We start from the raw sequence: 20,205 nt of genomic DNA on the forward strand, positions 1-20,205 counted from the left end.
CAGATGACGACCAGCCTCCTGTTGGGCGCTCTGTTCAACTTCGCGTTTTTCTATCCGATCATCATGGCCTTCTTCTGGATGATCGGCGGCACGTACTACTACCTGCGGCGCGAACGCGGCACGCCCGGTCCTTCATCGCCGCCACCGTTGTCCAGCGAGCCGTTCGTTTCGTTGCTGGTGCCTTGCTACAACGAGGCCAAGCATGTGGGCGAAACCATCGCCGCGATGAGCGCGCAGAACTATCCGGATTTCGAGATCATCGCCATCAACGATGGCAGCAGCGACAACACGGCCGAAGCGCTCGACGATCTCACCCACCAGCATCCGCGCCTGCGCGTGGTGCATCTGGAGCAGAACCACGGCAAGGCCAACGCGCTGCGTGTCGGCACGCTGGCATCGCGCTCGGACTATCTGGTGTGCGTGGATGCCGACGCCATCCTGGACCCCAACGCAACGCGCTGGATGGTGGGCCACCTGATCTCCGGCCCGCGCGTTGGCGGCGTCACCGGCAACCCGCGCGTGCGTAACCGCACCACCCTAATGGGCCGCATGCAGGTGGGCGAGTTTTCCGCCATCGTGGGGCTGATCAAGCGTGCGCAGCGGGTCTACGGACGATTGTTCACCGTGTCGGGCGTGATCTGCGCGTTTCGCCGCTCGGCGCTGCATCACGTCGGCTTCTGGTCCGACAACATGGTCACCGAAGACATCGACATCTCCTGGCGTTTGCAGCTCGACGACTGGGATATCCGCTACGAGCCCAATGCGCTGTGCTGGATCCTGATGCCTGAGACTTTCCGCGGCCTGTGGATGCAGCGCCTGCGCTGGGCACGCGGTGGCGTGGAAGTGCTGCTGAGCCATGGCCGCCGCGTGTTGTCCTGGCGCAGCCGACGCATGTGGGGCGTGCTGCTGGAATACGCGCTCAGCCTGGCCTGGGCCTACACCATGTTCTTCATCATCGTGCTGTGGCTGCTGGGCAAGGTCATCACCATGCCGCCTGCGTTGTACATAGACACCATCCTGCCGCGCTGGCATGGCCTGGTATTGGCAGTGGTCTGCCTGATGCAGTTCGCCACCAGCCTGGTGATCGAACGCCGCTACGAAAAAGGCTTGGCGCGCCAGTTCTTCTGGGTGATCTGGTACCCCGTCGCCTTCTGGATGATCGGCATGCTCACCGCCGTCATCGCCTTCCCACGTGCCCTGCTCGCGCGTCGCAGCAAACGCGCCCGCTGGAAAAGCCCCGACCGAGGAATCCAATGACACCACCCATCATCAACCTGCCACAACGCCTCGGCCGCTCGCGCCGCCTCGCCTACGGCGCCGCAACCGCCGGCGCCTGGATGATCTACTTCTATCTGTGGGCACCGCTGGCAACGCTGATCGCCTGGTTTTTCGGCCTACGCAGCGCCTACACGGAGCTGTATCTCAAGCACAACGCACTGGATCCGTTCGCACTCGGCGCCCTGCCGGTGATCGCACTGATGAGCGCCATCACCACCGTCGGCTGGGCCGAATACAACCGCCTGCGCTTTGCCAAAGCCGATCAACGCAAACGCCGCCGCACCGTGCTCGAACCGGAAGTCGATCAGCGTCTGGGCGTTCCCGAACAGCTTGGTAGCCTGCTGCGTCATAGCCGTATTTCATCGGTGGCAATGGATAAGTTTGCGCGGCCGGTGGGGGTGCGGGTGGTTAGGCATCGGTGAAGTGACTCTAGACAAAGAGCTACCAGAGTGACCTTGCATTTCAATGTGCTAAGGCAGGCAACACTTTAGGGAACCTCTCAATAACTCACGGCGTTACGAGAAACCTTGGGATTTCGCTTGATCGCGGCGGTCTCTCGTGCTGAAAATCAAACACTCGCGAGTGATGGAGATTGCCTCATATGGTGATCAGAAGTTCACGAAATATTTACTCAAGGTTTCCCAACGGCACCAGGCTGATAGCAGGTGAAGTCTGCGAAAAATAGCGATTTAAAGTAATTCTATTTCGTTGCGCCAAGCTTCTCAATTGAATCAAGCAACACACTTGGGACATTTCCTTGACAGCCACGGACCATATCCATCAGAAGAGGTAAAGCACGCCGGTCACCTAGTTGCCCTGCTGCATCAACAACTGACAAGCTAACGTCGTTATCTTTAAGTGCACTTAATAACGCAGGAACAACACTCGTATCACCAAGTTTGGCCAGCGCTGTTATCGCTGTTTCACGAACTTCCCGACTTGAATGTTCTGTAAGCTCAGCCAGTCTTTTTCTAATCAGATTATTCGAGACATTGGAGCCGTTGGCCAACCCCAGTGCGGCCCACTCTGCGACTTCCCGATCTTGATCGTGAGATAAATAAATAAGAAGCTTAGCTGTTTCCGGCGTGTCAATTTGACCAGCCGCAAACGCTACGCTCGCTCTCACTTCTTTTTCTTGGTCTAGTGCCCCAGCAGACAAAGCTTGTAATTTTTCGACCGCGTTCAAATGACCAAGCGCAGAAGCTGCTGAAGATCTCACTAGGCCTTGAGAATCGCCCTCCAGCATATCGGATAGAATGTTTATAACGATATTTCTTGAGTACAAGTCCAATCCAGGCAACTGCCCCATAACGAACGCAGCAACCTCTCTCTGATCAGAAGAAGGACTATTTGCCAACTTGAGAGCGAGCTGCAACGTAGATTTTTCGCCGCTGCTGTGCAATATCCTGGCAGCTGCATATCTGCGATCACGGGAATCAGACTCTAACTCCTGATGCAACTGATCAAGAGTTGCGTCTCGAAGCTCGCTCCAAAGTTTAAAGTCCAGCTCATCCTGATCATTTTCCTGCATTGTCTTATCCTGGAAATTTAACAGCGGTCTTTTGAAATTCTTGAAGGCCTGCAACCCCAAGCCTTTTGTGTTGCCTTTGCTGCTTTTGCAGGAATCACTCCACTATCAATCAATTGCTGTAAAACCTCACAACGATCCGGACGTTTGCGACCAGCAAGAACGGCATCGCTTTGAATTCTTGAAACAATCTGAACAACTCCGCTGTCAGCCTGATTCCCTGGAGAAGCCATTAGATGAACCAGATCGAATACCGGGCTTAACGGATTACCCCTGTAATCGCCAAAGCTTCCGTCTACCGTGAGTTCACTAGGATTCTGAAGAGCATGGCCACTCAATGCCGTTGCGCCTGTGATAGCCGGATTAGCACTTAGAGAGATTGCCTGCTGACCGTCAACATCCTTCCAAGAGTATGGCGCATTCTTTACATAACCATACAAATTCAGCCCACCGCCTTGACCGATGGGGTCGCTTTGAGTGTAGCGCCCGGAAGATGTGTCGTATTCACGATAATAGTTCTGGTTTAGTCCACTGAAAGAATCATAGCGCTGCCCAGGAAATCGCATGTTTAGTAAAAAATTCGAACCATCTTTGTCTGCATCTTGATCAGGATTGGTAAGGCCAAATGCCTCACTCTTCAAATTCCACGCCCACACTGCCGTATTGCGCGCCGGATCAATCACTACACGCGGGCTACCCAGGTGATCAGGCTCGATGTAGGCCAATTTGGCATCAGCACCGGTGACGCCCACCGGCATGTCGTCAAGCCAGATCGCTTGCTGCAGTGGCTTGCCGGCATTGTCGTAATCACCCATCCAGTGGCCGGACTCATCATAGAGCGTGTAAGTATTTGCAGTACCGAGGAAGCGACGGACCTGCTCGCCCTTGCCGTTGTAACGGTACTCGCGTACCACTACGCCATTGCGCTTGACTTGGCTCATACGGCCGGTCACGTCGTAAACGAATTCGCGCTCGGTTCCGTTGATCGAGGTGGTATCGCCTACGGCGTTGTAGACACGTGGTGCCCCACCTACCTTGATTAGGCGATGGCTGTTTGCCTCGTAGGTGTAAGCGACTTCGCCGGCTGCCGATTTACTGCTCTGACGGTTACCTGTCTTATCGTAGGTGTAGCCATCCAGTACCGTGCCGGTCACGCCGTCCTTGAACTCCGTCAACCGGCCAAGCGGGTCATAGCCCAGCGTGACCTCCGCAACAGTGCCGCCGGCCGGGGTCAGCTTGGACAGATTGCCGACCGGGTCGAAACCAAAACCGACATCCAGACCTCCGGCGCTCGTGTCCTGAATTGCTTTCGGGCGATAGTCCTGATCATAGGCACGCGTCAGTACACGACCGTTACCGTACGTCCAGCCTGCGATTGGACCAAGCGGAAGATAGCTGGCGTTTTTCAAGAGAATTTGGCGAGCGCCCGTTGCGGGGGTATAGCCCACTTCGGTGGCTTGACCCAGCCCGTTGCGGACGTAATCCACCTTGGCGCCGTCCGGGTAGATAACGCTCGCCAGACGACCCGACGCGGTGTAGCCATAGCGCAGCGTGAAAGCCTTGCCGTTGGTGGTCTGCAGCTTGCGCACCAGATCGCCGAAACTGTTGTAGCAATACTCGGTCGCCCCGCTGCTATCCTTGATGGACGCCAAGCGGCCAGTCGCAAATGTCTCTCCTGCCTGGCAGCTGGCCGGTACAGAGTCGTAGCTATAAATGACATTGAAGGTGCTGGTCGGATAGCTCAGCTTGGTCAATCGTCCCAACGCGTCGTAGCTTGAACTGATTTTGACCCCGCGGGCAGTCGCTTCGAGTGTACGGTTACCGGCGGCATCATAGCTGTAGGTCGTTGCGCCAGTATCCGGACTAATCAGCTTGCTGAGGTCGCCGAGGCTGTTGTAATCGTAACGAGTAGTCAGGCCCTTAGGGTCGATGAAAGCGGTCACGCGGTCCAGCGCATCCATTTGTTGCGTTGTCTCCACCGCCAGCCCGCCTACATCCTGAAGCGTATGTGCGACACGGCGCAAAGGATCGGGATCCAACTGTGTCTTGCGACCCAGTGCATCGGTCATCAACTTTAGATCACCGTTGAGATCATACGAAAAATCAGTCGGATTAGCAGACGCATCCGCCTGTGTCTGCAATTGTCCTAGCTTGTTGTAAATGCGAGTTAGAGTTTTCTTGACATTGCCGGATGGATCTTTGACATCTTCCTTCAGCCGATTTCCTGCAACATCCAGCGAATAATGCAAATTATTACCAGCACCGTCAGTTATGTCTGTCAAACGGTGCGCCGCATCATAGTCATACGTCACTACGTCGCCATCAGGCCCGATAACCTGACTGACGTTGCCTGTCTCGTCGTACTTGATTATCGTTACACGATCCCGGGCAGAAGCACCGCCACTGGCATCGGACCTGGTGATCTTGGACGTCAGCCATCCGCGAGGCGAGTAGCCAAAGTCAGTCGTGACCCCGTTTGAATCGAGAACCCGTGCCGGCCTCCCATTGCTGTCATATGACGCATAAGTGGTGACCTGTCCTAACGCATCTGTGATTTGAAAGAGGTCACCAACCCGGTGGCATTGCCCGCCTACCGTGCCACATCCAGATTCATCACTAGAGCTGAAGTAGCGGTATGCCTTGACATCGCTCACATCTGTAAGAGGCCCGTCTACCGAGAGAACCAAGCCGACCTGCGGACAATTGACTGCGTCGACTTTTTCACAGTAGCTTGTGCGCCACTGACGGACGCCAGCAGGTGCATTTGCCGCGCTTCCACACACGTAGGAAATACCTGTCGTCACAGCGGTGTTGATCTCGCAACTGGCGGTCTACAAACCGCTAACGTTGTAAGCCCATTTCGATTTCGCCTTGACTGCATTACTAGCGTCAAGAACAGTTCGTTCAAGCGGTTCACGTATAGCCGTGTCCCAGACAGTATTTATAGTTCTCTGTTGCGCAGAGCCTACCGCATCAACCTGCTGCTGAAGCAAACCATTGGTATCGAAGCTGGTCTGCGTTTTGTTACCCTGAAAATCCATCGTAGACGCTATGTAACCATTCGCATCGTATGTAATGGTCTTGTACGGTTGGTTGCATTGCGTGCCGCAAGGCAAACCAGAGCTTGCAAAACGGATTGCGCCGGTCGCAGCATCAACAAACTTCAAGTAACTACGCACACCTAAGGGGCCAATCACAGAAGAATTGACTATTCCATTAGTGGAATATGCGTCGTAATCAATTTTCGTAGTGTCAACTCCACCAGCAAATGATGCAGAGGTTGCTTTTCTCGATGATTGATATGTGATCGTTTCATACCTAACACCTTTTTCATCAATTACGCCGGTCAGCACACCAGGAAGCTTATTCCCTGCCGTAAAGCTGCTCTCATTGTAAAGATAGCCGATCGATTTTCCATCGGGGTATTTCACCGAAGCAAGGTATCCATTTGCGTCATATGAGTAAAATATCCTGCCTTTATCAGGTAGCGTTACTCCAGCCAATTTTGACGCACTATCGTAATCAAAGAGCATTTGCCGGCCGCTTCTATCGGCCACACTCAAAAGAATTCCGCCGCCCACACCTGTAGCATCAGGGAGGCTGTAGGTCAGTAAATACACCCTCTGACCTGCCTTATCGTAGACCTCCTGCAAGAGACCCTTTGCGTCATAAATCTCTGTCTGCTGCGTCGCTGAAATCGCCAATGCGAAGCCTGCTCCGTCGGGCCGTTCGACAAGCGTCTCTGAGTAATCAGCACTAGCCTTCCATACTCCGTTAGTCAGCTGGAACGTCACCGAGCTTCCATCTGGACGATAAGCATTGATCGCTTGAGTGTCAGTTACCGCGCTCGTAGAGCGCTGAATCTCCAGACTCCGATCAAAGAAATGGCGCCACTGCTGCCCCATTGAGGTCGAGGAAACCGACAACGAGCTGTTGTAAAATCGACGAAACACAAGACCATTCGGGTTATCGTAGTCTGTATCTTGACGATAAAAATTCCCTGTCGCGGTATTGATTGGATCGCCTTCAAAAACTGATCCAGGTTTGTTCGCCACGGCAGCACTATCACGGCTACCGCGTGGGCCAGTTCCGTCCCTGCCAGCGCCAAGACCGCCGCTACAGGGCATGCTGCAGCTGCCAAGATTTTTCTTTGGCGAGCCCACTGCATACTTTGTCGCTTCCACGAAATAGCCCAGTCCGGTTGGGTCATTGGGCCACATCACAAACGCGCCAGTTGTGGTTGCGCTATATTTGACAACTGGCCAAGACGAACAACCCTGAGGTTTCGACATGCAACCTTTGGTCATTTGCCCAACCAGCCACTCGGCGCCCGCGCTCGCTGAACCAAATGAACGATTTCCATAGATCGAATTAACGTAATACGGCGCGCCGTAGTAAGACGCAGCACTCACGTCAACTGACGTTACCGATAACAAACCTATTAGCATTAGAACGAACAGGCGAAAAGCCTTAATACCTTCCGATGGCATGATATTCACATCACTCTCCCTGTGATTAAAATTTTAGTTTATAGTGTGCTCGATACTACCTAGGATAGATGTCGGAAATTTGACACTACTTCCTACGCAGCCTACTGACCCGCTTGGCGCGCGTCAAGGCGTGCAGCGATGGTTAGGCAGATGCAGACATTCACTCCCCACTGCGTTAACTGTTTCGACGAAACCGGCCTGGTGCAGTTAGGCACCCCGCATTTCCCGAACGTCATTGCCCTAAACTCGCACGATAGTGCCTTTGCTGAGGAGCCTCTGCGCGATAAACCTGCCCCCGAGTAGCAAGCCAGGTACGCAACGAGCGCCTTCACCCTCTCCACCGCGCACTACAAAGATCGCGAGCGCACCAGCCTTGCCAACGACCTAAAATTCTTGGCCAAGCGCAGACGTAAGGTGTAGAAGCTGAGAGCTATGCGGCGTGTAATAGCATTTCGCGCCGTGAGGTCATGATGGGCGGATTGGCAAAAACTGCGTGTACGAGACACGGAGGCGTGCGCAAGCTAGTCAGTCCCATCCTAACGTGACCAATGTTGCCGGTGCAGCGCACCAAGCGCTTGATTCCTGGTGACCCCGGCCCGATTCGAACGGGCGACCTTCCCCTTAGGAGGGGGACGCTCTATCCAGCTGAGCTACGGGGCCAAGGGCGGCATTGTCGCACGATCGTTGCGATTGCCAAGCCGGTGGGTGGTCGGCGGAGCCTGCTAAAATCGGCGGCTACCCGTGTCGCGGGTGGCCCTGTCCGCTGCGCGACCGTCCCGACCTTTGGAGATCCCATGTCCGCTGACCTGCTCAAGGCGCTCGACCTCGCCGCGTCCAATTCCGGTACCTATCTTGGCGAGGCGACCTGGTCGCAGGCCACCGGTGCCGGGGTGCTGCAGCCGCTCAATCCGACCACCAATGAAGTCATCGCCGATGTGCAGGCGACCACGCCGGACGACTACGAGCTGATCGTGCAGCGTGCGCAGGCCGCCTTCAAGGTGTGGCGAACCACGCCGGCGCCGCGCCGTGGCGAAGCCGTTCGCCTGTGTGGCGAGGCGCTGCGCGCGCACAAGGATGCGCTGGGCTCGCTGGTGGCGCTGGAAATGGGCAAGAGCAAGCCCGAGGGCGATGGCGAGGTGCAGGAGATGATCGACATCGCCGACTTCGCGGTCGGCCAGAGCCGCATGCTCTATGGGTACACCATGCATTCGGAGCGGCCGGGCCACCGCATGTACGAGCAGTACCAGCCGCTGGGCCTGGTCGGCATCATCAGCGCGTTCAACTTCCCGGTGGCGGTGTGGGCGTGGAATGCGTTTCTGGCGGCGATCTGCGGCGACATCTGCATCTGGAAGCCGTCCAACAAGACCCCGCTGACCGCGATTGCGACAATGAAGATCTGCAATGCGGCATTGAAGGACGCCGGCTTCCCGGACATCTTCTTCCTGATCAACGATGCCGGCACGTCGTTGTCGGAGAAGCTGGTCGAAGACGGCCGCGTGCCGCTGATCAGCTTCACCGGTTCGACCCAGATCGGCCGCGTGGTCGCCGAGAAGGTCGCGCATCGCCTGGGCCGTTGCCTGCTGGAATTGGGTGGCAACAACGCCATCATCCTGGACGAAACCGCCGATCTGAAGCTGGCCATCCCGGGCATCGTGTTCGGTGCGGTGGGCACCGCCGGGCAGCGCTGCACCACCACGCGCCGCCTGATCGTGCACGAATCCATCCATGACAACGTGCTGGCCACGTTGGTCAAGGCGTACAAGCAGCTCGACAGCAAGATCGGCGACCCCACCGACCCGGCCAACCTGATGGGCCCGCTCAACAGCCAGGGCGCGGTAGAGCAGTTCCTGGCCTCGATTGCCAAGGCCAAGGCGGCCGGCGGCACGGTCGAAGTGGGCGGCACCGCGATCGACCGCCCCGGCAATTTCGTGCTGCCGGCCATCGTCACCGGGCTGCAGAACAGCGACGCAGTGGTGCAGCACGAGACCTTCGCACCGATCCTGTATGTGATGAAGTACAGCACGCTGGATGAAGCCATCGAGCTGCAGAACGGCGTGCCGCAAGGCCTGTCGTCGTCGATCTTCACCCAGAACCTCAAGGCGGCCGAGAAGTTCCTGTCGGCAGCCGGCAGCGACTGCGGCATCGCCAACGTCAACATCGGCACCTCGGGTGCGGAAATCGGTGGCGCGTTCGGTGGCGAGAAGGAAACCGGCGGTGGCCGCGAATCCGGCTCGGACGCGTGGAAGGTTTATATGCGTCGCCAGACCAATACGATCAATTACTCGGACTCGCTGCCGCTTGCCCAGGGCATCAAGTTCGATCTCGATTGAAGGCCGCATGGCGCGCCGGGGTAATGCCCGGCGCGCTGCCGTATCTGCGGTTGGGCAATGCCGCTGCACTGCACTCGGCAGCTTGCTGGCGGGACAGCCTGACAGTGACGGCGTTGGTCGCCGATGTCCCGCGACCGGCAGCCGATGACCGCCTGTACCAGGGCCACCGGACCAGCAATTTGCGGAGCGTCCGGCACCCTTGGTTGCCATGAGTCGCGGCGCCCAACGCCGCACACTCAGCCGATTCGAGCGCTCAAATGCGCCAAACGCGCCCACGCGATCGCCGTTTGGCCGCAAACGGCACGCCTTTCGGGCGGCCGCTCTGGGATAATCACGGTACGTCAGCCGTCGGCTGCCGGCCCATCTACAGGAGTTGCTGATGAACGTCGTCGTTCGACAGACCAGTGCCATGGCCATCGTCAGCCTGGTTGCAGGCATTCTTGGCTGGACGCTGATCCCGTTCCTGGGCAGCCTCTGCGCCATCATCACCGGCCATCTGGCGCGGGCGGAAATCCGCCGCAACCCGCAAGGCCTGGACGGCGACGGGCTGGCCATCGGCGGGCTGATTCTTGGCTGGCTGGCGGTGGCGCTCTGGGTGGCAGGACTCGCGATCTTCATCCTGTTTTTCGGCGGCATGGCCTGGCTTGCGGCCGCAAACAGTTGAGCATGGCCGCGCCCTCCTCTGCTCAGCGCTTCAACGACCGCGTCGCGGCCTACGTGCGCTACCGGCCCGGTTATCCGCCGCAGTTGCTGCGCTGGTTGCACGAAGAATTGGGTGTGACCCCGGCGACCGCAGTGGCCGATATTGGCGCCGGCACCGGCATCTCCAGCCGCCTGTTTCTGGAGGCCGGTTATCCGGTCACGGCAGTGGAACCCAACCCGGCCATGCGTGAAGCCGCGCAGCAGTGGCTGGCGGGGTTCCCCAAGTTTCAGGCGATCGATGGCACCGCCGAGGCCACCGGGCTGGCCGATGCCAGCGTTGGCCTGGTGTCTGCCGCGCAGGCGTTCCACTGGTTCGACACGCAGGCCATTCGCGCCGAATGGGCGCGCATCCTGCAGCCCGACGGGCTGGCGATGATCTACTGGAACACCCGCGAGCTGGACACCACCGACTTCTTGCGCGGCTATGAGCAAATCCTGCTGGACTACGGCACCGACTATTCGGCCGTGGCCGAGCGTTACCAGGACGATGCCACGATGCAGGCCTGGTTCGGCGAAGGCTTCCGCGCGATGGCGCGCTTTCCCAATGCGCAACAGCTGGATTTCGACGCCTTGCGCGGCCGGCTATTGTCGTCTTCGTATGCGCCGCTCGCGCACGACCCGCGCCATGCACCGATGCTCGCCGCGCTACGCACGCTGTTCGATGCGCATGCGCATGACGGACACATCGACTTCCAATACCAGACCCGCGTTTTCGCCGGGAGATTGAACTGACCCGCATGTATTCGCTTGCCCGCCCCTTTCTGTTTTCCCTCGATGCCGAACGCGCCCACGCGCTGGCCCTGCGCTCCATCGACACCGCCTACCGCACCGGCACCACGCCGCTGCTGGCCAAGCGCCCGGTGCCGCTGCCGACGCCCGCATTCGGTTTGATGTTTCCCAATCCGGTCGGGCTCGGTGCCGGGCTGGACAAGAACGGCGAACATATCGATGCACTGCTGGCGCTGGGTTTTGGCTTCGTCGAAATCGGCACGGTGACGCCGCGTGCGCAGGAAGGCAATCCCAAGCCGCGCATGTTCCGGCTGCCGGAATATCAGGCGGTGATCAACCGCATGGGCTTCAACAATCTGGGCGTGGATGCGCTGGTGGCCAACGTGCAGCGCGCACGCCGTCGCGGCGGCTTGCTCGGCATCAACATCGGCAAGAACAAGGACACGCCCAACGAAGAGGCAACCAGCGATTACCGCTACTGCATGGAGCGCGTGTATCCGCTGGCCGACTACATCACCGTCAATATTTCCTCCCCAAATACAGCCGGCTTGCGCGAGTTGCAGGAAGAACAGGCGCTGCGTCGTTTGATTTCCGAGTTGCGCGAAACACAGGAAGCCCTGGCTGCGCAACATGGCAAACGCGTGCCGATGCTGGTGAAGGTCGCGCCGGATCTCAACGACCGCGACATCGATGCTGCGGCGCGCGTACTGGCCGACCTGGCGGTGGATGGCGTGATCGCCACCAACACCACTGTGACGCGCACCTTGATCGCCAACCATCCATTGGCTGGCGAGGCCGGTGGACTGTCCGGCGCACCGCTGCTGGGGCAATCCACCCTGGTGCTGCGCCGCTTGCGTGCGCGCCTGCCCGAATCGATTCCGTTGATCGGCGTGGGCGGTATCAACTCCGGTGCCGATGCGCTGGCGAAGATGGCCGCTGGCGCAACCCTGGTGCAGTGCTACAGCGGCCTGGTGTATCGCGGGCCGCAGTTGATCGGCGAATGCGTGGATGCAATTCGTCGCCGCCGCGAAGCGCCGAGCGGCGGTGCGGTGTCGCCGTTATGAGCCAGGCCATGCAGCCGGGCTGGCAGTTGCGCGAGCACGCGCCGCTGCGTGCGCTCAACACCTTTCATGTGGAGGCCACGGCGCGCTGGTTGCTCAGCATCCATGCGCCCGACGCATTGCCCGAAGCACTGGCCGCTCCCGAGATCGCCGGGCAACTGCTATTGGTCCTGGGCAGCGGCAGCAATGTGTTGCTGGCTGGCGACCCGCCGGGCTGCGTGCTGTGTTTCGAAAACCGCGATCTGAGCATCATTGCGCATCATGCCGACCACGCCATCGTGCGCGCCGGTGCCGGCGTCAACTGGCATGCGCTGGTGCTGTACTCGCTGCAGCAAGGCCTGTCGGGACTGGAAAATCTGGCATTGATTCCCGGAACGGTGGGCGCTTGTCCGATTCAGAACATCGGCGCCTACGGCGCGCAGGTGGGCGACTTCATCCATGTGGTGGAAGCCTTCGATCGGCACACGCAGCAGTTTGTGCGGCTGGCTGCAGCCGAGTGCGCATTTGGTTATCGCGACAGCGTGTTCAAGCAACTGCCGGAGCGCTATCTGATCGTCGCAGTGGAATTCAATCTGCCGCTGCTGCATGAGTTGCGGCTGGACTATGCCGGCATCCGCGAGGAACTCGCCAGCATGGGCGCCGAGCTAGCTGGTGCGGCCGATGTGGCACAGGCAGTGATCAACATCCGCCAGCGCAAATTGCCGGACCCGGATGTGCTGGGCAATGCAGGCAGCTTCTTCAAGAATCCGTTGTTGCCGAGCGAACAAATCGCCGCGCTGCAAGCCACGTTTGCCGATATGCCGGTGTATCCCGGCGAACAGCCAGGCCAGGGCAAATTGTCGGCGGCCTGGTTGATCGAGCAGTGCGGCTGGAAAGGCCGGCGCGAGGGCGATGCAGGTGTGTCGCCAGACCACGCACTGGTGCTGGTCAACTACGGCACGGCCAGCGGCGCGCAATTGCTGGAATTTGCACGGCGCATCGCCGAGTCGGTACGCGAGCGTTACTCGGTGATTCTTGAACCGGAACCGCGCATCATCGGAGCGCATTGGTGACAGCGCAGCAGGCCTCGCGCCGTGCTGCGCTGTGGATGCTCACCAGTACCGTCGCCTTCGGCCTGATGGCCATCGCCATCCGGCTGGCATCGCGCAACATCTCGACCACCGAGATCGCGTTCTTTCGCAATGCGTTCGGGTTGTTGGCACTGCTGCCGCTGATCGTGCGGCCGGGCAAACCGCTGCCGCGTACGCGGCAATTGCCGCAGTATCTGGCGCGCACATCGATCGGTCTGGCCTCGATGCTGTGCGGGTTCTGGGCGATCGGCCATCTGCCGCTATCGCAAGCGATTTCGTTGTCGTATTCCACGCCGTTGTTCGTCACCGTCTTGGCGGTGGTATGGCTGCACGAACAGGTGCGCATGCGTCGCTGGCTGGCAGTGGCGGCAGGATTCATCGGTGTGTTGGTGATCCTGCGGCCAGGTTCGTCCACCTTTACGCCCGGCCTGTTGGTTGCGCTGTTGGCTGCGGTCATCAGCGCCATCGTCGCGATCCAGATCAAACAGCTCTCGCGCAACGACGACTCCGACACCGTGGTGTTCTACACCTATGTGTTCTGGGTGCCGATGTCGCTGATTCCGGCGCTGTTTCAATGGACCTGGCCGCAGGGCATCGATTGGCTGTGGTTGGTGGCAACCGGCATCTTCGGCACCGCCGGGCAGTTGTTCTGGACGCGCGCGCTCAAGCTGGGCGAAGTCTCGGCGCTGCAGCCGATCAGCTTCATGCAGCTGCCACTGGTGGCATTGCTGGGCTGGTGGTTGTTCGGCGAGGCGATCGAACGCCATACCTTGATCGGTGCGGCCATCATCATCGGTGCCAACGTCTATATCGCCCATCGCGAAAGCGTGCTGGCACGGCGCGCTGCCACGCACGCGCCGGTAGAGGGCGTAAAACCAGGCGAGTGATCAACCGTCCGTGCAGCGACTCTCGCAGGCCCGCGCGGTGGCATGGCGACGATGCCAACGTACACTGCGCTGTCGGCGCGACCCTGACATTGACGGGACCACGTCGGCAGGCGCACTTTCATTGAATGCTCCGCGATGAGGTCGGCATGCCGGTTCCAAGCAAAACCATTGGCCTGATCGGGGACATGCGTCGGCCAGCAAGCTGCGCAGGCGATCATCCTGCAAGCTGCGCAGGCGATCATCCTGGGCTGCACCGAGATTTCGCTGCTGGTGGGTGCCGCCGATGCGCCGCTGCCGCTATTCGACACCACCGCACTGCACGCTGAGGCGGCGGCGCTGGCAAGCGTGCACGATTGATCGGCATCGAAGGCGCAGCCACTGCGCCTTTACCGAAGTGCATCTGCGTCGTGCTTGCGTGCAAACGTGCAAGCTGTGCCTTGCTGGCGCGGCAACACAGCTGCGTCAAACGTCACCGTTCCAGCACGCGCATGCGCGCCATCACCTGCCACAGGAGGTCACGCCTTGAAGACCGACCCATCACCAGGCACTGCACCAGCAACCCAGCTCACACGCGGCGATTACAAGACGCTGGCCCTGTCTGCGCTGGGCGGCGCGCTGGAACTCTACGACTTCATCATCTTCATTTTCTTCGCGACGGTGCTGGGAGAGCTGTTCTTTCCGCCAGGCATCCCGGACTGGATGCGCCAGTTGCAGACCTTCGGCATCTTTGCGGCCGGCTACCTGATCCGTCCGCTGGGCGGGATCGTGATGGCGCACTTCGGCGATCTGCTTGGTCGCAAGCGCATGTTCGCGCTGAGCATCGGGCTGATGGCATTGCCCACGCTGGCCATCGGCGTGCTGCCGACCTATGCGCAGATCGGCCTGGCCGCCCCGCTCCTGCTGCTGACGATGCGGTTGTTGCAGGGCGCGGCCATTGGCGGCGAAGTTCCCAGTGCATGGGTGTTCGTCGCAGAACACGTCCCGGCGCAGCGCAGAGGACTCGCTTGCGGGACATTGACCGCCGGCCTGGCTGCCGGCGTCCTGCTCGGTTCGCTGAGCGCCGGGGCGATCAACCGCGCCTTCACCCCGCAGGAGATCGCCGACTACGCCTGGCGCCTGCCGTTCCTGGCAGGCGGCGTCTTCGGGCTGCTTTCGGTCTACCTGCGGCGCTGGCTGCACGAAACCCCGGTGTTCGCCGAACTGATGGCCATGCGTGCGGTCGCGCGCGAAACGCCACTCAAGGTGGTGCTGCGCGATCATCCACGCAGTGTGGCGCTGTCGTTGTGGCTGACCTGGATGGTGGCGGCCGGGGTGCTGGTGGTATCGCTGATGACGCCCACGCTGCTGCAGAGCGTGTATCGCTACCCGGCAGCGGTTGCATTGCAGGCCAATCTGCTCGCGGTCCTGCTGCAGGCCATCGGCTCGATCGTGGCCGGTGCATTGTCCGACCGCTGGGGCAACGGACGCGTGCTGCTTGTCGGCAGTGTGTTTCTGGGGATGAGCGCATGGCTGTTCTATCGGCTGGCGGGCGACCCGCAGCTGTTGTTTCCGCTGTATGCCCTGCTGGGCGCTGCGCTCGGCGTCCTGGGGGCGATCCCGCGCATCATGGTCGAAGCATTTCCGCCGGTGGTGCGCCTGTCTGGCGTGTCGTTCGCCTACAACCTGGGCTATGCCGTCTTTGGTGGTCTGACACCGTTGGTGGTGGTGATGTTACTCAAGCAGCACCCGATGGGACCTGCGTACTACATGATTCTGCTGGCAGTGATTGGCGGCGTGATCGGGCTGCAGTTATGGCGCCGGGAGCGAGCAAGTCGTTACTGAGTCAAAGGCAGTACCTGTCTGCACCACGCTAGGTGCCCGCGCCTGCAGCGACCACGTTCACTATCGGAACGGCCCTGCACTCAGGTTGAAATGCGATGACGACGCCAATGTGGACGCCGCGCGCCGCGAAACATCACCAGATACAGCCCGACCACCCACACCAGTGCGGCCGACCAGCCGCCCAGGATGTCGGAGGGGTAATGCACGCCCAGGTAAATCCGCGACACGCCCACCAGCACTGCGAACAGACTGGCGGCAATGGTCACCGGCCAGCGCCAGCGCGTGTTCCAGGCCAGCGCGATGACCACCGCAGCGAGCGTCATCGAGCCCATCGCATGCCCGCTGGGAAAGCTGAAGGTGCTTTCCGGGGCGATCGATTCCCACAAGCTCGGGCGATTGCGCTGAAAGAACTGTTTGGCACCCATGTTCAACAACGCCGATCCACCGAACCCCAGCGCGGCGAAGGTGCTTTCGCGCCAGCGCCGCAACGCCAGCAATACCAGCACGATCGCGATATCGATCGGAATCACGCCGTACTGGTAGCCGACTCTGGAGATCAGGCCGAAAAACGCATCCAGCCCCGGCGTGGCGATGCTGCGCATGCTCCACAGCAACGGCTCGTCGAAGTAGAAATTTTCCAGCTCGTGGACTTCATCGGCCAGGTCAACAAACAGCCCCAGCGGCAACAACACGCCGGCGAACAACAACGCCATGCGCCACGCATTGTTGCGCAGCCAATATCTGAAACCGGCCGGCGATTCAGCCGGCGCGGCGGACATAGGTGCGTTCGACATACTGGTCGATCAGATCGATGAACTCGTAGGCGATGTTCTCGCCACGCAAGGTGACGCTTTTTTCGCCATCGATGAATACCGGCGCCGACGGCGCCTCGCCGGTGCCCGGCAACGAGATGCCGATATTGGCGTGGCGCGATTCGCCCGGCCCGTTGACCACGCAGCCCATCACCGCCAGGGTCATGTTTTCCGCGCCGGGATTGCTGATCTTCCACTCCGGCATCTTGGCGCGCACATGGTTCTGCACCACGCCAGCCAGTTCCTGGAAGAACTCCGAAGTGGTGCGGCCGCAACCGGGGCACGCAGTGACCATCGGGGTGAAGGCGCGTTGGCCGGTGGTCTGCAGCAGTTCCTGCGCAACGATCACTTCCTGGGTGCGCGACTGGCCCGGCTCCGGCGTCAGCGAGATACGGATGGTATCGCCGATGCCTTCCTGCAGCAGCACGCTCAGCGCAGCAGCCGAGGCCACGATGCCCTTGCTGCCGATGCCGGCCTCGGTCAGGCCCAGATGCAGCGCGAAGTCGCAGCGCGCGGCCATATCGCGATACACCGCGATCAACTCCTGCACGCCAGACACCTTGGCCGACAGAATGATGCGCTCGCGCGCCAGGCCCAGCTCCACCGCACGCTCTGCCGAATCCACTGCCGAGCGAATCAATGCCTCGCGCAGCACGCGGCCGGCATCCCAGGGCGTGGCGCGCTGCGAGTTCTCGTCCATCAGCTGCGCAGCCAGCGACTGATCCAGCGAGCCCCAGTTGGCACCGATACGCACCGGCTTGTCGTACTTGATGGCGAACTCGATCAACTGCGCGAACTGCAGATCCTTCTTCTTGCCGAAGCCCACGTTGCCGGGGTTGATACGGTACTTGGCCAGCGCTTCGGCGCAGGCCGGCTCGGCGGCGAGCAGTTGGTGACCGTTGTAGTGGAAGTCGCCGATCAACGGGACCTCGATCCCCATCATGCGCAGCTTGTCGACGATGCGCGGAATGGCCGCAGCGGACTCGGCGTTGTTGACGGTCAGGCGCACCATTTCCGAACCGGCGCGCCAGAGCTCGGACACCTGCTTGACGCTGCCGGCGATGTCGGCGGTGTCGGTATTGGTCATCGACTGGACGACCACCGGGTGGCCGCCGCCCACGATCACGCTACCGATCTTGACGCTGCGGGTGATGCGACGCGGCCAGGCGGTGGCGTCGGCGGGAGGGGTTGGGCGGGTCACGGCGTCGTACATCGCGGTATTTTAGCCTGTCATCGGTCCGCTCACAGCTGAAGCGCCGCGCGGGCCGTCTTCCACACCGATGCGACGGTTTGTCGCATACCGCCACCTCCCCGAGCGCATAGCATTGCCGTGATGAACAGCTCCGACGCTTCCTTCCTGCGAACCCTGTGCAGCCTGCGTTGGCTGGCCACTGCCGGCCAGGCCGCCACCATCCTGGTCGCCACCGGGGTGATGGGCCTGAACCTGCCGCAGCAACCGCTGTGGGCCGGCGTGGCCGCGCTGGCACTGTTCAACCTGTATGCGCAGCTGCGTGTGGCCCACCGCGGCGCGGTCAGCCAGGCCACCGAATTCGGCCACATCCTGGTCGATGTGACCGTGCTGACCTGGATGGTGGGCTGGAGCGGCGGCATCGCCAATCCGTTCGGCTCGCTGTTCCTGGTGTTGATCGCGCTGGCCGCACTGGCCCTGCCGCTGGGCTGGGCGATGGCGGTGGCGGCCTCCTGTGTGGCCGGTTACGTGATCAGCGCCGCCTTCGGCCTGCCGCTGCCTTACGGCAGCTTCGACCCGCTGAGCCTGCACATGTGGGGCATGGCAGCCAACTTCCTGCTCTCCACTGTGGTGGTGCTGGCGTTCGCCACGCGGCTGGCCTTGTCGATGCGCGAACGCGAGCGCGAGATCTCCATGCTGCGCGAGCGCTTTGCGCGCAACGAGGGCATCGTGGCGCTGGCCACGCATGCGGCCTCGGTCGCGCATGAGTTGAACACCCCGCTGGCGACGATGACCCTGCTGGTCGACGACATCGCCGACCAGTGCGACCAGAACGAGCTGCGCGAAGATCTGGACACCTTGCGCGAGCTGCTGGTGCAGTGCCATGAGCGCGTGCTGGCGCTGGCAGCTCCGGCCGACAACGGCCATCTGAGTCGCGAAGTGGCGGTCAAGGACGTGCTGGAACAATGGCGGCTGGTGCGCCCGACCATCGAGCTGCGCCGCAACGACGACGCGCCGATGCGCCTGCTGCTGCAGCCCGGCGTCAGCCATCTGCTGATGGTGCTGCTCAATAATGCCGCTGACGCCGGCGAACGTGCCGGGCGCCCGCAAATCGATCTGACCCTGCGCATAGAGCAAGACCACCTCAGCGGCGAAGTGCGCGACTACGGGCCGGGCTTCGATACCTCACAGGCCATGCTGCCGGGCACCCTGTTCAACAGCGGCAAGCACGACGGCATGGGTGTGGGGCTGGCCCTGTCGCACGCCACCGTCGAACGGCTGCAGGGCGAATTGTGGATGCTGCCCGCCGAAGGCAGCGGCGCCCGCGTCGGTTTCCGTCTTCCGCTCTCCGAACACGAGGCACTCGCATGACAAGCACTCCCCTGCGCACCGGCCTGCTGGTCGACGACGACACCTTGTACCTGCGCACGCTGCAACGCAGCCTCGCCCGTCGCGGTGTGGAAACCCTGACCGCCACCGACGCGGCCAGTGCATTGTCGATCGCGCGCAGTGCGTTGCCGGATTTTGCGCTGATCGATCTCAAGCTCGGCAACGATTCGGGTTTGAACCTGATCCAGCCGCTACGCGAGATTCGCACCGACATGCGCATCCTGCTTGTCACCGGTTACGCGAGCATCGCCACCGCAGTGGAGGCAATCAAACTCGGCGCCGACGATTATCTGCCCAAGCCGGCCAATATCCCCACCATCATGCGCGCGCTGGGCGAGGAGGACGACGAGCTGCCCGAGCCGGACGAAGAAGAAACCGCGCAGGAAATGATGACACCGCTTAGCCGTCTGCAGTGGGAGCACATCCAGCAGGCGCTGCACGAAACCGGCGGCAACGTCTCCGCCGCCGCACGCCTGCTCGGCATGCATCGCCGCTCGCTGCAGCGCAAGTTGACCAAGCGTCCAAGCCCGGGTCCGTTACGCGAGCCGGGGCGTTGAGACGTTGCTAGGTTGTCGTGAGGAAGCGCTGGTCGAGGGCGCGGCGCCCTCACCGCTCGCGGGACACGCCGCAAGTACGTCCGTGTAGGCTCGGTGGCGGCATCCATGCCGCCACACGGTCCCGCAATCGGCAAGGACGCCGCACCAGAAAGTTGGTCGGTAGTTGGATGAAAGCCTGCCTGTTGCTCGGCTTGCTTTGGGAAGCTAATCGGACGCTGCGACAGCCAAACAACGCACGTCATCCATTGTTTGAAACTCTACACACCGACCATCTCAACTGGTCCTTGCCCGCCCACCGTCGCGGGACCTTACGCGGCATGGATGCCGCGTAAGAGCCTTATCTGTTCGGATTCTGGCAGTTT

At 60.8% G+C, this 20,205-nt stretch carries 16 protein-coding genes, 1 tRNA gene and 1 pseudogene; 12 read left to right on the forward strand and 6 right to left on the reverse strand.

What is annotated here, in order from left to right; genetic code table 11:
- Nucleotides 1-3 precede the first annotated feature (3 nt).
- Nucleotides 4-1,257 (forward strand): poly-beta-1,6-N-acetyl-D-glucosamine synthase, encoded by a 1,254-nt coding sequence (pgaC, locus tag XcyCFBP4188_RS19595; protein ID WP_104592679.1) that lies wholly within the window; start codon nt 4-6, stop codon nt 1,255-1,257.
- Nucleotides 1,254-1,700 (forward strand): poly-beta-1,6-N-acetyl-D-glucosamine biosynthesis protein PgaD, encoded by a 447-nt coding sequence (gene pgaD / locus XcyCFBP4188_RS19600; RefSeq protein WP_104592680.1) that lies wholly within the window; start codon nt 1,254-1,256, stop codon nt 1,698-1,700. Before pgaC ends, pgaD begins: the two co-directional genes overlap by 4 nt.
- A gap of 278 nt (nt 1,701-1,978) precedes the next feature.
- Here the strand turns inward: pgaD and XcyCFBP4188_RS19605 are convergent, their stop codons facing one another.
- The 4 genes from XcyCFBP4188_RS19605 to XcyCFBP4188_RS19620 all read right to left on the reverse strand — a co-directional run bounded on the left by XcyCFBP4188_RS19605 (nt 1,979) and on the right by XcyCFBP4188_RS19620 (nt 7,956).
- On the reverse strand, nt 1,979-2,863 hold the full coding sequence (locus XcyCFBP4188_RS19605) for a HEAT repeat domain-containing protein (protein WP_139051640.1): 885 nt from the start codon (nt 2,861-2,863) through the stop codon (nt 1,979-1,981).
- A complete protein-coding gene (locus XcyCFBP4188_RS19610; protein WP_248283115.1) occupies nt 2,827-5,460 on the reverse strand; it encodes a polymorphic toxin type 34 domain-containing protein in 2,634 nt (877 codons plus the stop codon). The genes XcyCFBP4188_RS19605 and XcyCFBP4188_RS19610 overlap by 37 nt, the downstream gene beginning before the upstream one ends.
- A 177-nt stretch (nt 5,461-5,637) precedes the next feature.
- The gene (locus tag XcyCFBP4188_RS23505) at nt 5,638-7,296 is read right to left on the reverse strand and encodes a DUF6531 domain-containing protein (protein WP_233397355.1); all 1,659 of its coding nucleotides are present in this window, start codon (nt 7,294-7,296) and stop codon (nt 5,638-5,640) included.
- 583 nt (nt 7,297-7,879) lie between these two features.
- Nucleotides 7,880-7,956: transfer RNA gene (locus tag XcyCFBP4188_RS19620), tRNA-Arg, on the reverse strand.
- Between the two features lie 134 nt (nt 7,957-8,090).
- Here XcyCFBP4188_RS19620 and amaB point away from each other — a divergent pair.
- The 8 genes and pseudogenes from amaB to XcyCFBP4188_RS19660 all read left to right on the forward strand — a co-directional run bounded on the left by amaB (nt 8,091) and on the right by XcyCFBP4188_RS19660 (nt 15,896).
- Nucleotides 8,091-9,626 carry an L-piperidine-6-carboxylate dehydrogenase gene (amaB, locus tag XcyCFBP4188_RS19625; protein ID WP_006449326.1) on the forward strand — a complete coding sequence of 512 codons (1,536 nt, stop codon included), beginning with the start codon at nt 8,091-8,093 and terminating at the stop codon, nt 9,624-9,626.
- Between the two features lie 379 nt (nt 9,627-10,005).
- A complete protein-coding gene (locus XcyCFBP4188_RS19630) occupies nt 10,006-10,290 on the forward strand; it encodes a DUF4190 domain-containing protein (protein ID WP_006449325.1) in 285 nt (94 codons plus the stop codon).
- A gap of 2 nt (nt 10,291-10,292) precedes the next feature.
- Nucleotides 10,293-11,060 (forward strand): class I SAM-dependent methyltransferase, encoded by a 768-nt coding sequence (locus tag XcyCFBP4188_RS19635; RefSeq protein WP_006449324.1) that lies wholly within the window; start codon nt 10,293-10,295, stop codon nt 11,058-11,060.
- Nucleotides 11,061-11,065: 5 nt separating this feature from the next.
- On the forward strand, nt 11,066-12,121 hold the full coding sequence (locus tag XcyCFBP4188_RS19640; RefSeq protein ID WP_006449323.1) for a quinone-dependent dihydroorotate dehydrogenase: 1,056 nt from the start codon (nt 11,066-11,068) through the stop codon (nt 12,119-12,121).
- Complete coding sequence (gene murB, locus XcyCFBP4188_RS19645; RefSeq protein WP_006449322.1) at nt 12,118-13,170, forward strand: UDP-N-acetylmuramate dehydrogenase; 1,053 nt, start codon at nt 12,118-12,120, stop codon at nt 13,168-13,170. The genes XcyCFBP4188_RS19640 and murB overlap by 4 nt, the downstream gene beginning before the upstream one ends.
- Complete coding sequence (locus tag XcyCFBP4188_RS19650; protein ID WP_043907653.1) at nt 13,164-14,075, forward strand: DMT family transporter; 912 nt, start codon at nt 13,164-13,166, stop codon at nt 14,073-14,075. The genes murB and XcyCFBP4188_RS19650 overlap by 7 nt, the downstream gene beginning before the upstream one ends.
- Before the next feature lie 210 nt (nt 14,076-14,285).
- Nucleotides 14,286-14,432: pseudogene (locus tag XcyCFBP4188_RS19655) on the forward strand (aspartate/glutamate racemase); the annotation flags it as partial.
- Between the two features lie 165 nt (nt 14,433-14,597).
- Nucleotides 14,598-15,896 (forward strand): MFS transporter, encoded by a 1,299-nt coding sequence (locus XcyCFBP4188_RS19660; protein WP_006449320.1) that lies wholly within the window; start codon nt 14,598-14,600, stop codon nt 15,894-15,896.
- A gap of 80 nt (nt 15,897-15,976) precedes the next feature.
- Here XcyCFBP4188_RS19660 and XcyCFBP4188_RS19665 read toward each other — a convergent pair whose 3' ends face one another.
- Together XcyCFBP4188_RS19665 and ispG are read right to left on the reverse strand one after the other, a co-directional pair.
- Nucleotides 15,977-16,675 carry a phosphatase PAP2 family protein gene (locus tag XcyCFBP4188_RS19665; RefSeq protein WP_006449319.1) on the reverse strand — a complete coding sequence of 233 codons (699 nt, stop codon included), beginning with the start codon at nt 16,673-16,675 and terminating at the stop codon, nt 15,977-15,979.
- On the reverse strand, nt 16,656-17,921 hold the full coding sequence (gene ispG / locus XcyCFBP4188_RS19670; RefSeq protein ID WP_006449318.1) for a flavodoxin-dependent (E)-4-hydroxy-3-methylbut-2-enyl-diphosphate synthase: 1,266 nt from the start codon (nt 17,919-17,921) through the stop codon (nt 16,656-16,658). Before ispG ends, XcyCFBP4188_RS19665 begins: the two co-directional genes overlap by 20 nt.
- 120 nt (nt 17,922-18,041) lie before the next feature.
- Between ispG and XcyCFBP4188_RS19675 the strand changes: the two genes are divergently transcribed.
- Complete coding sequence (locus XcyCFBP4188_RS19675; RefSeq protein ID WP_006449317.1) at nt 18,042-19,268, forward strand: ATP-binding protein; 1,227 nt, start codon at nt 18,042-18,044, stop codon at nt 19,266-19,268.
- Complete coding sequence (locus XcyCFBP4188_RS19680) at nt 19,265-19,843, forward strand: response regulator transcription factor (RefSeq protein ID WP_006449316.1); 579 nt, start codon at nt 19,265-19,267, stop codon at nt 19,841-19,843. Before XcyCFBP4188_RS19675 ends, XcyCFBP4188_RS19680 begins: the two co-directional genes overlap by 4 nt.
- The last annotated feature ends 362 nt before the right edge of the window (nt 19,844-20,205 follow it).

Origin of the sequence: Xanthomonas hortorum pv. cynarae, from assembly GCF_002939985.1 — a bacterium.
Classification (GTDB): domain Bacteria; phylum Pseudomonadota; class Gammaproteobacteria; order Xanthomonadales; family Xanthomonadaceae; genus Xanthomonas; species Xanthomonas hortorum_D.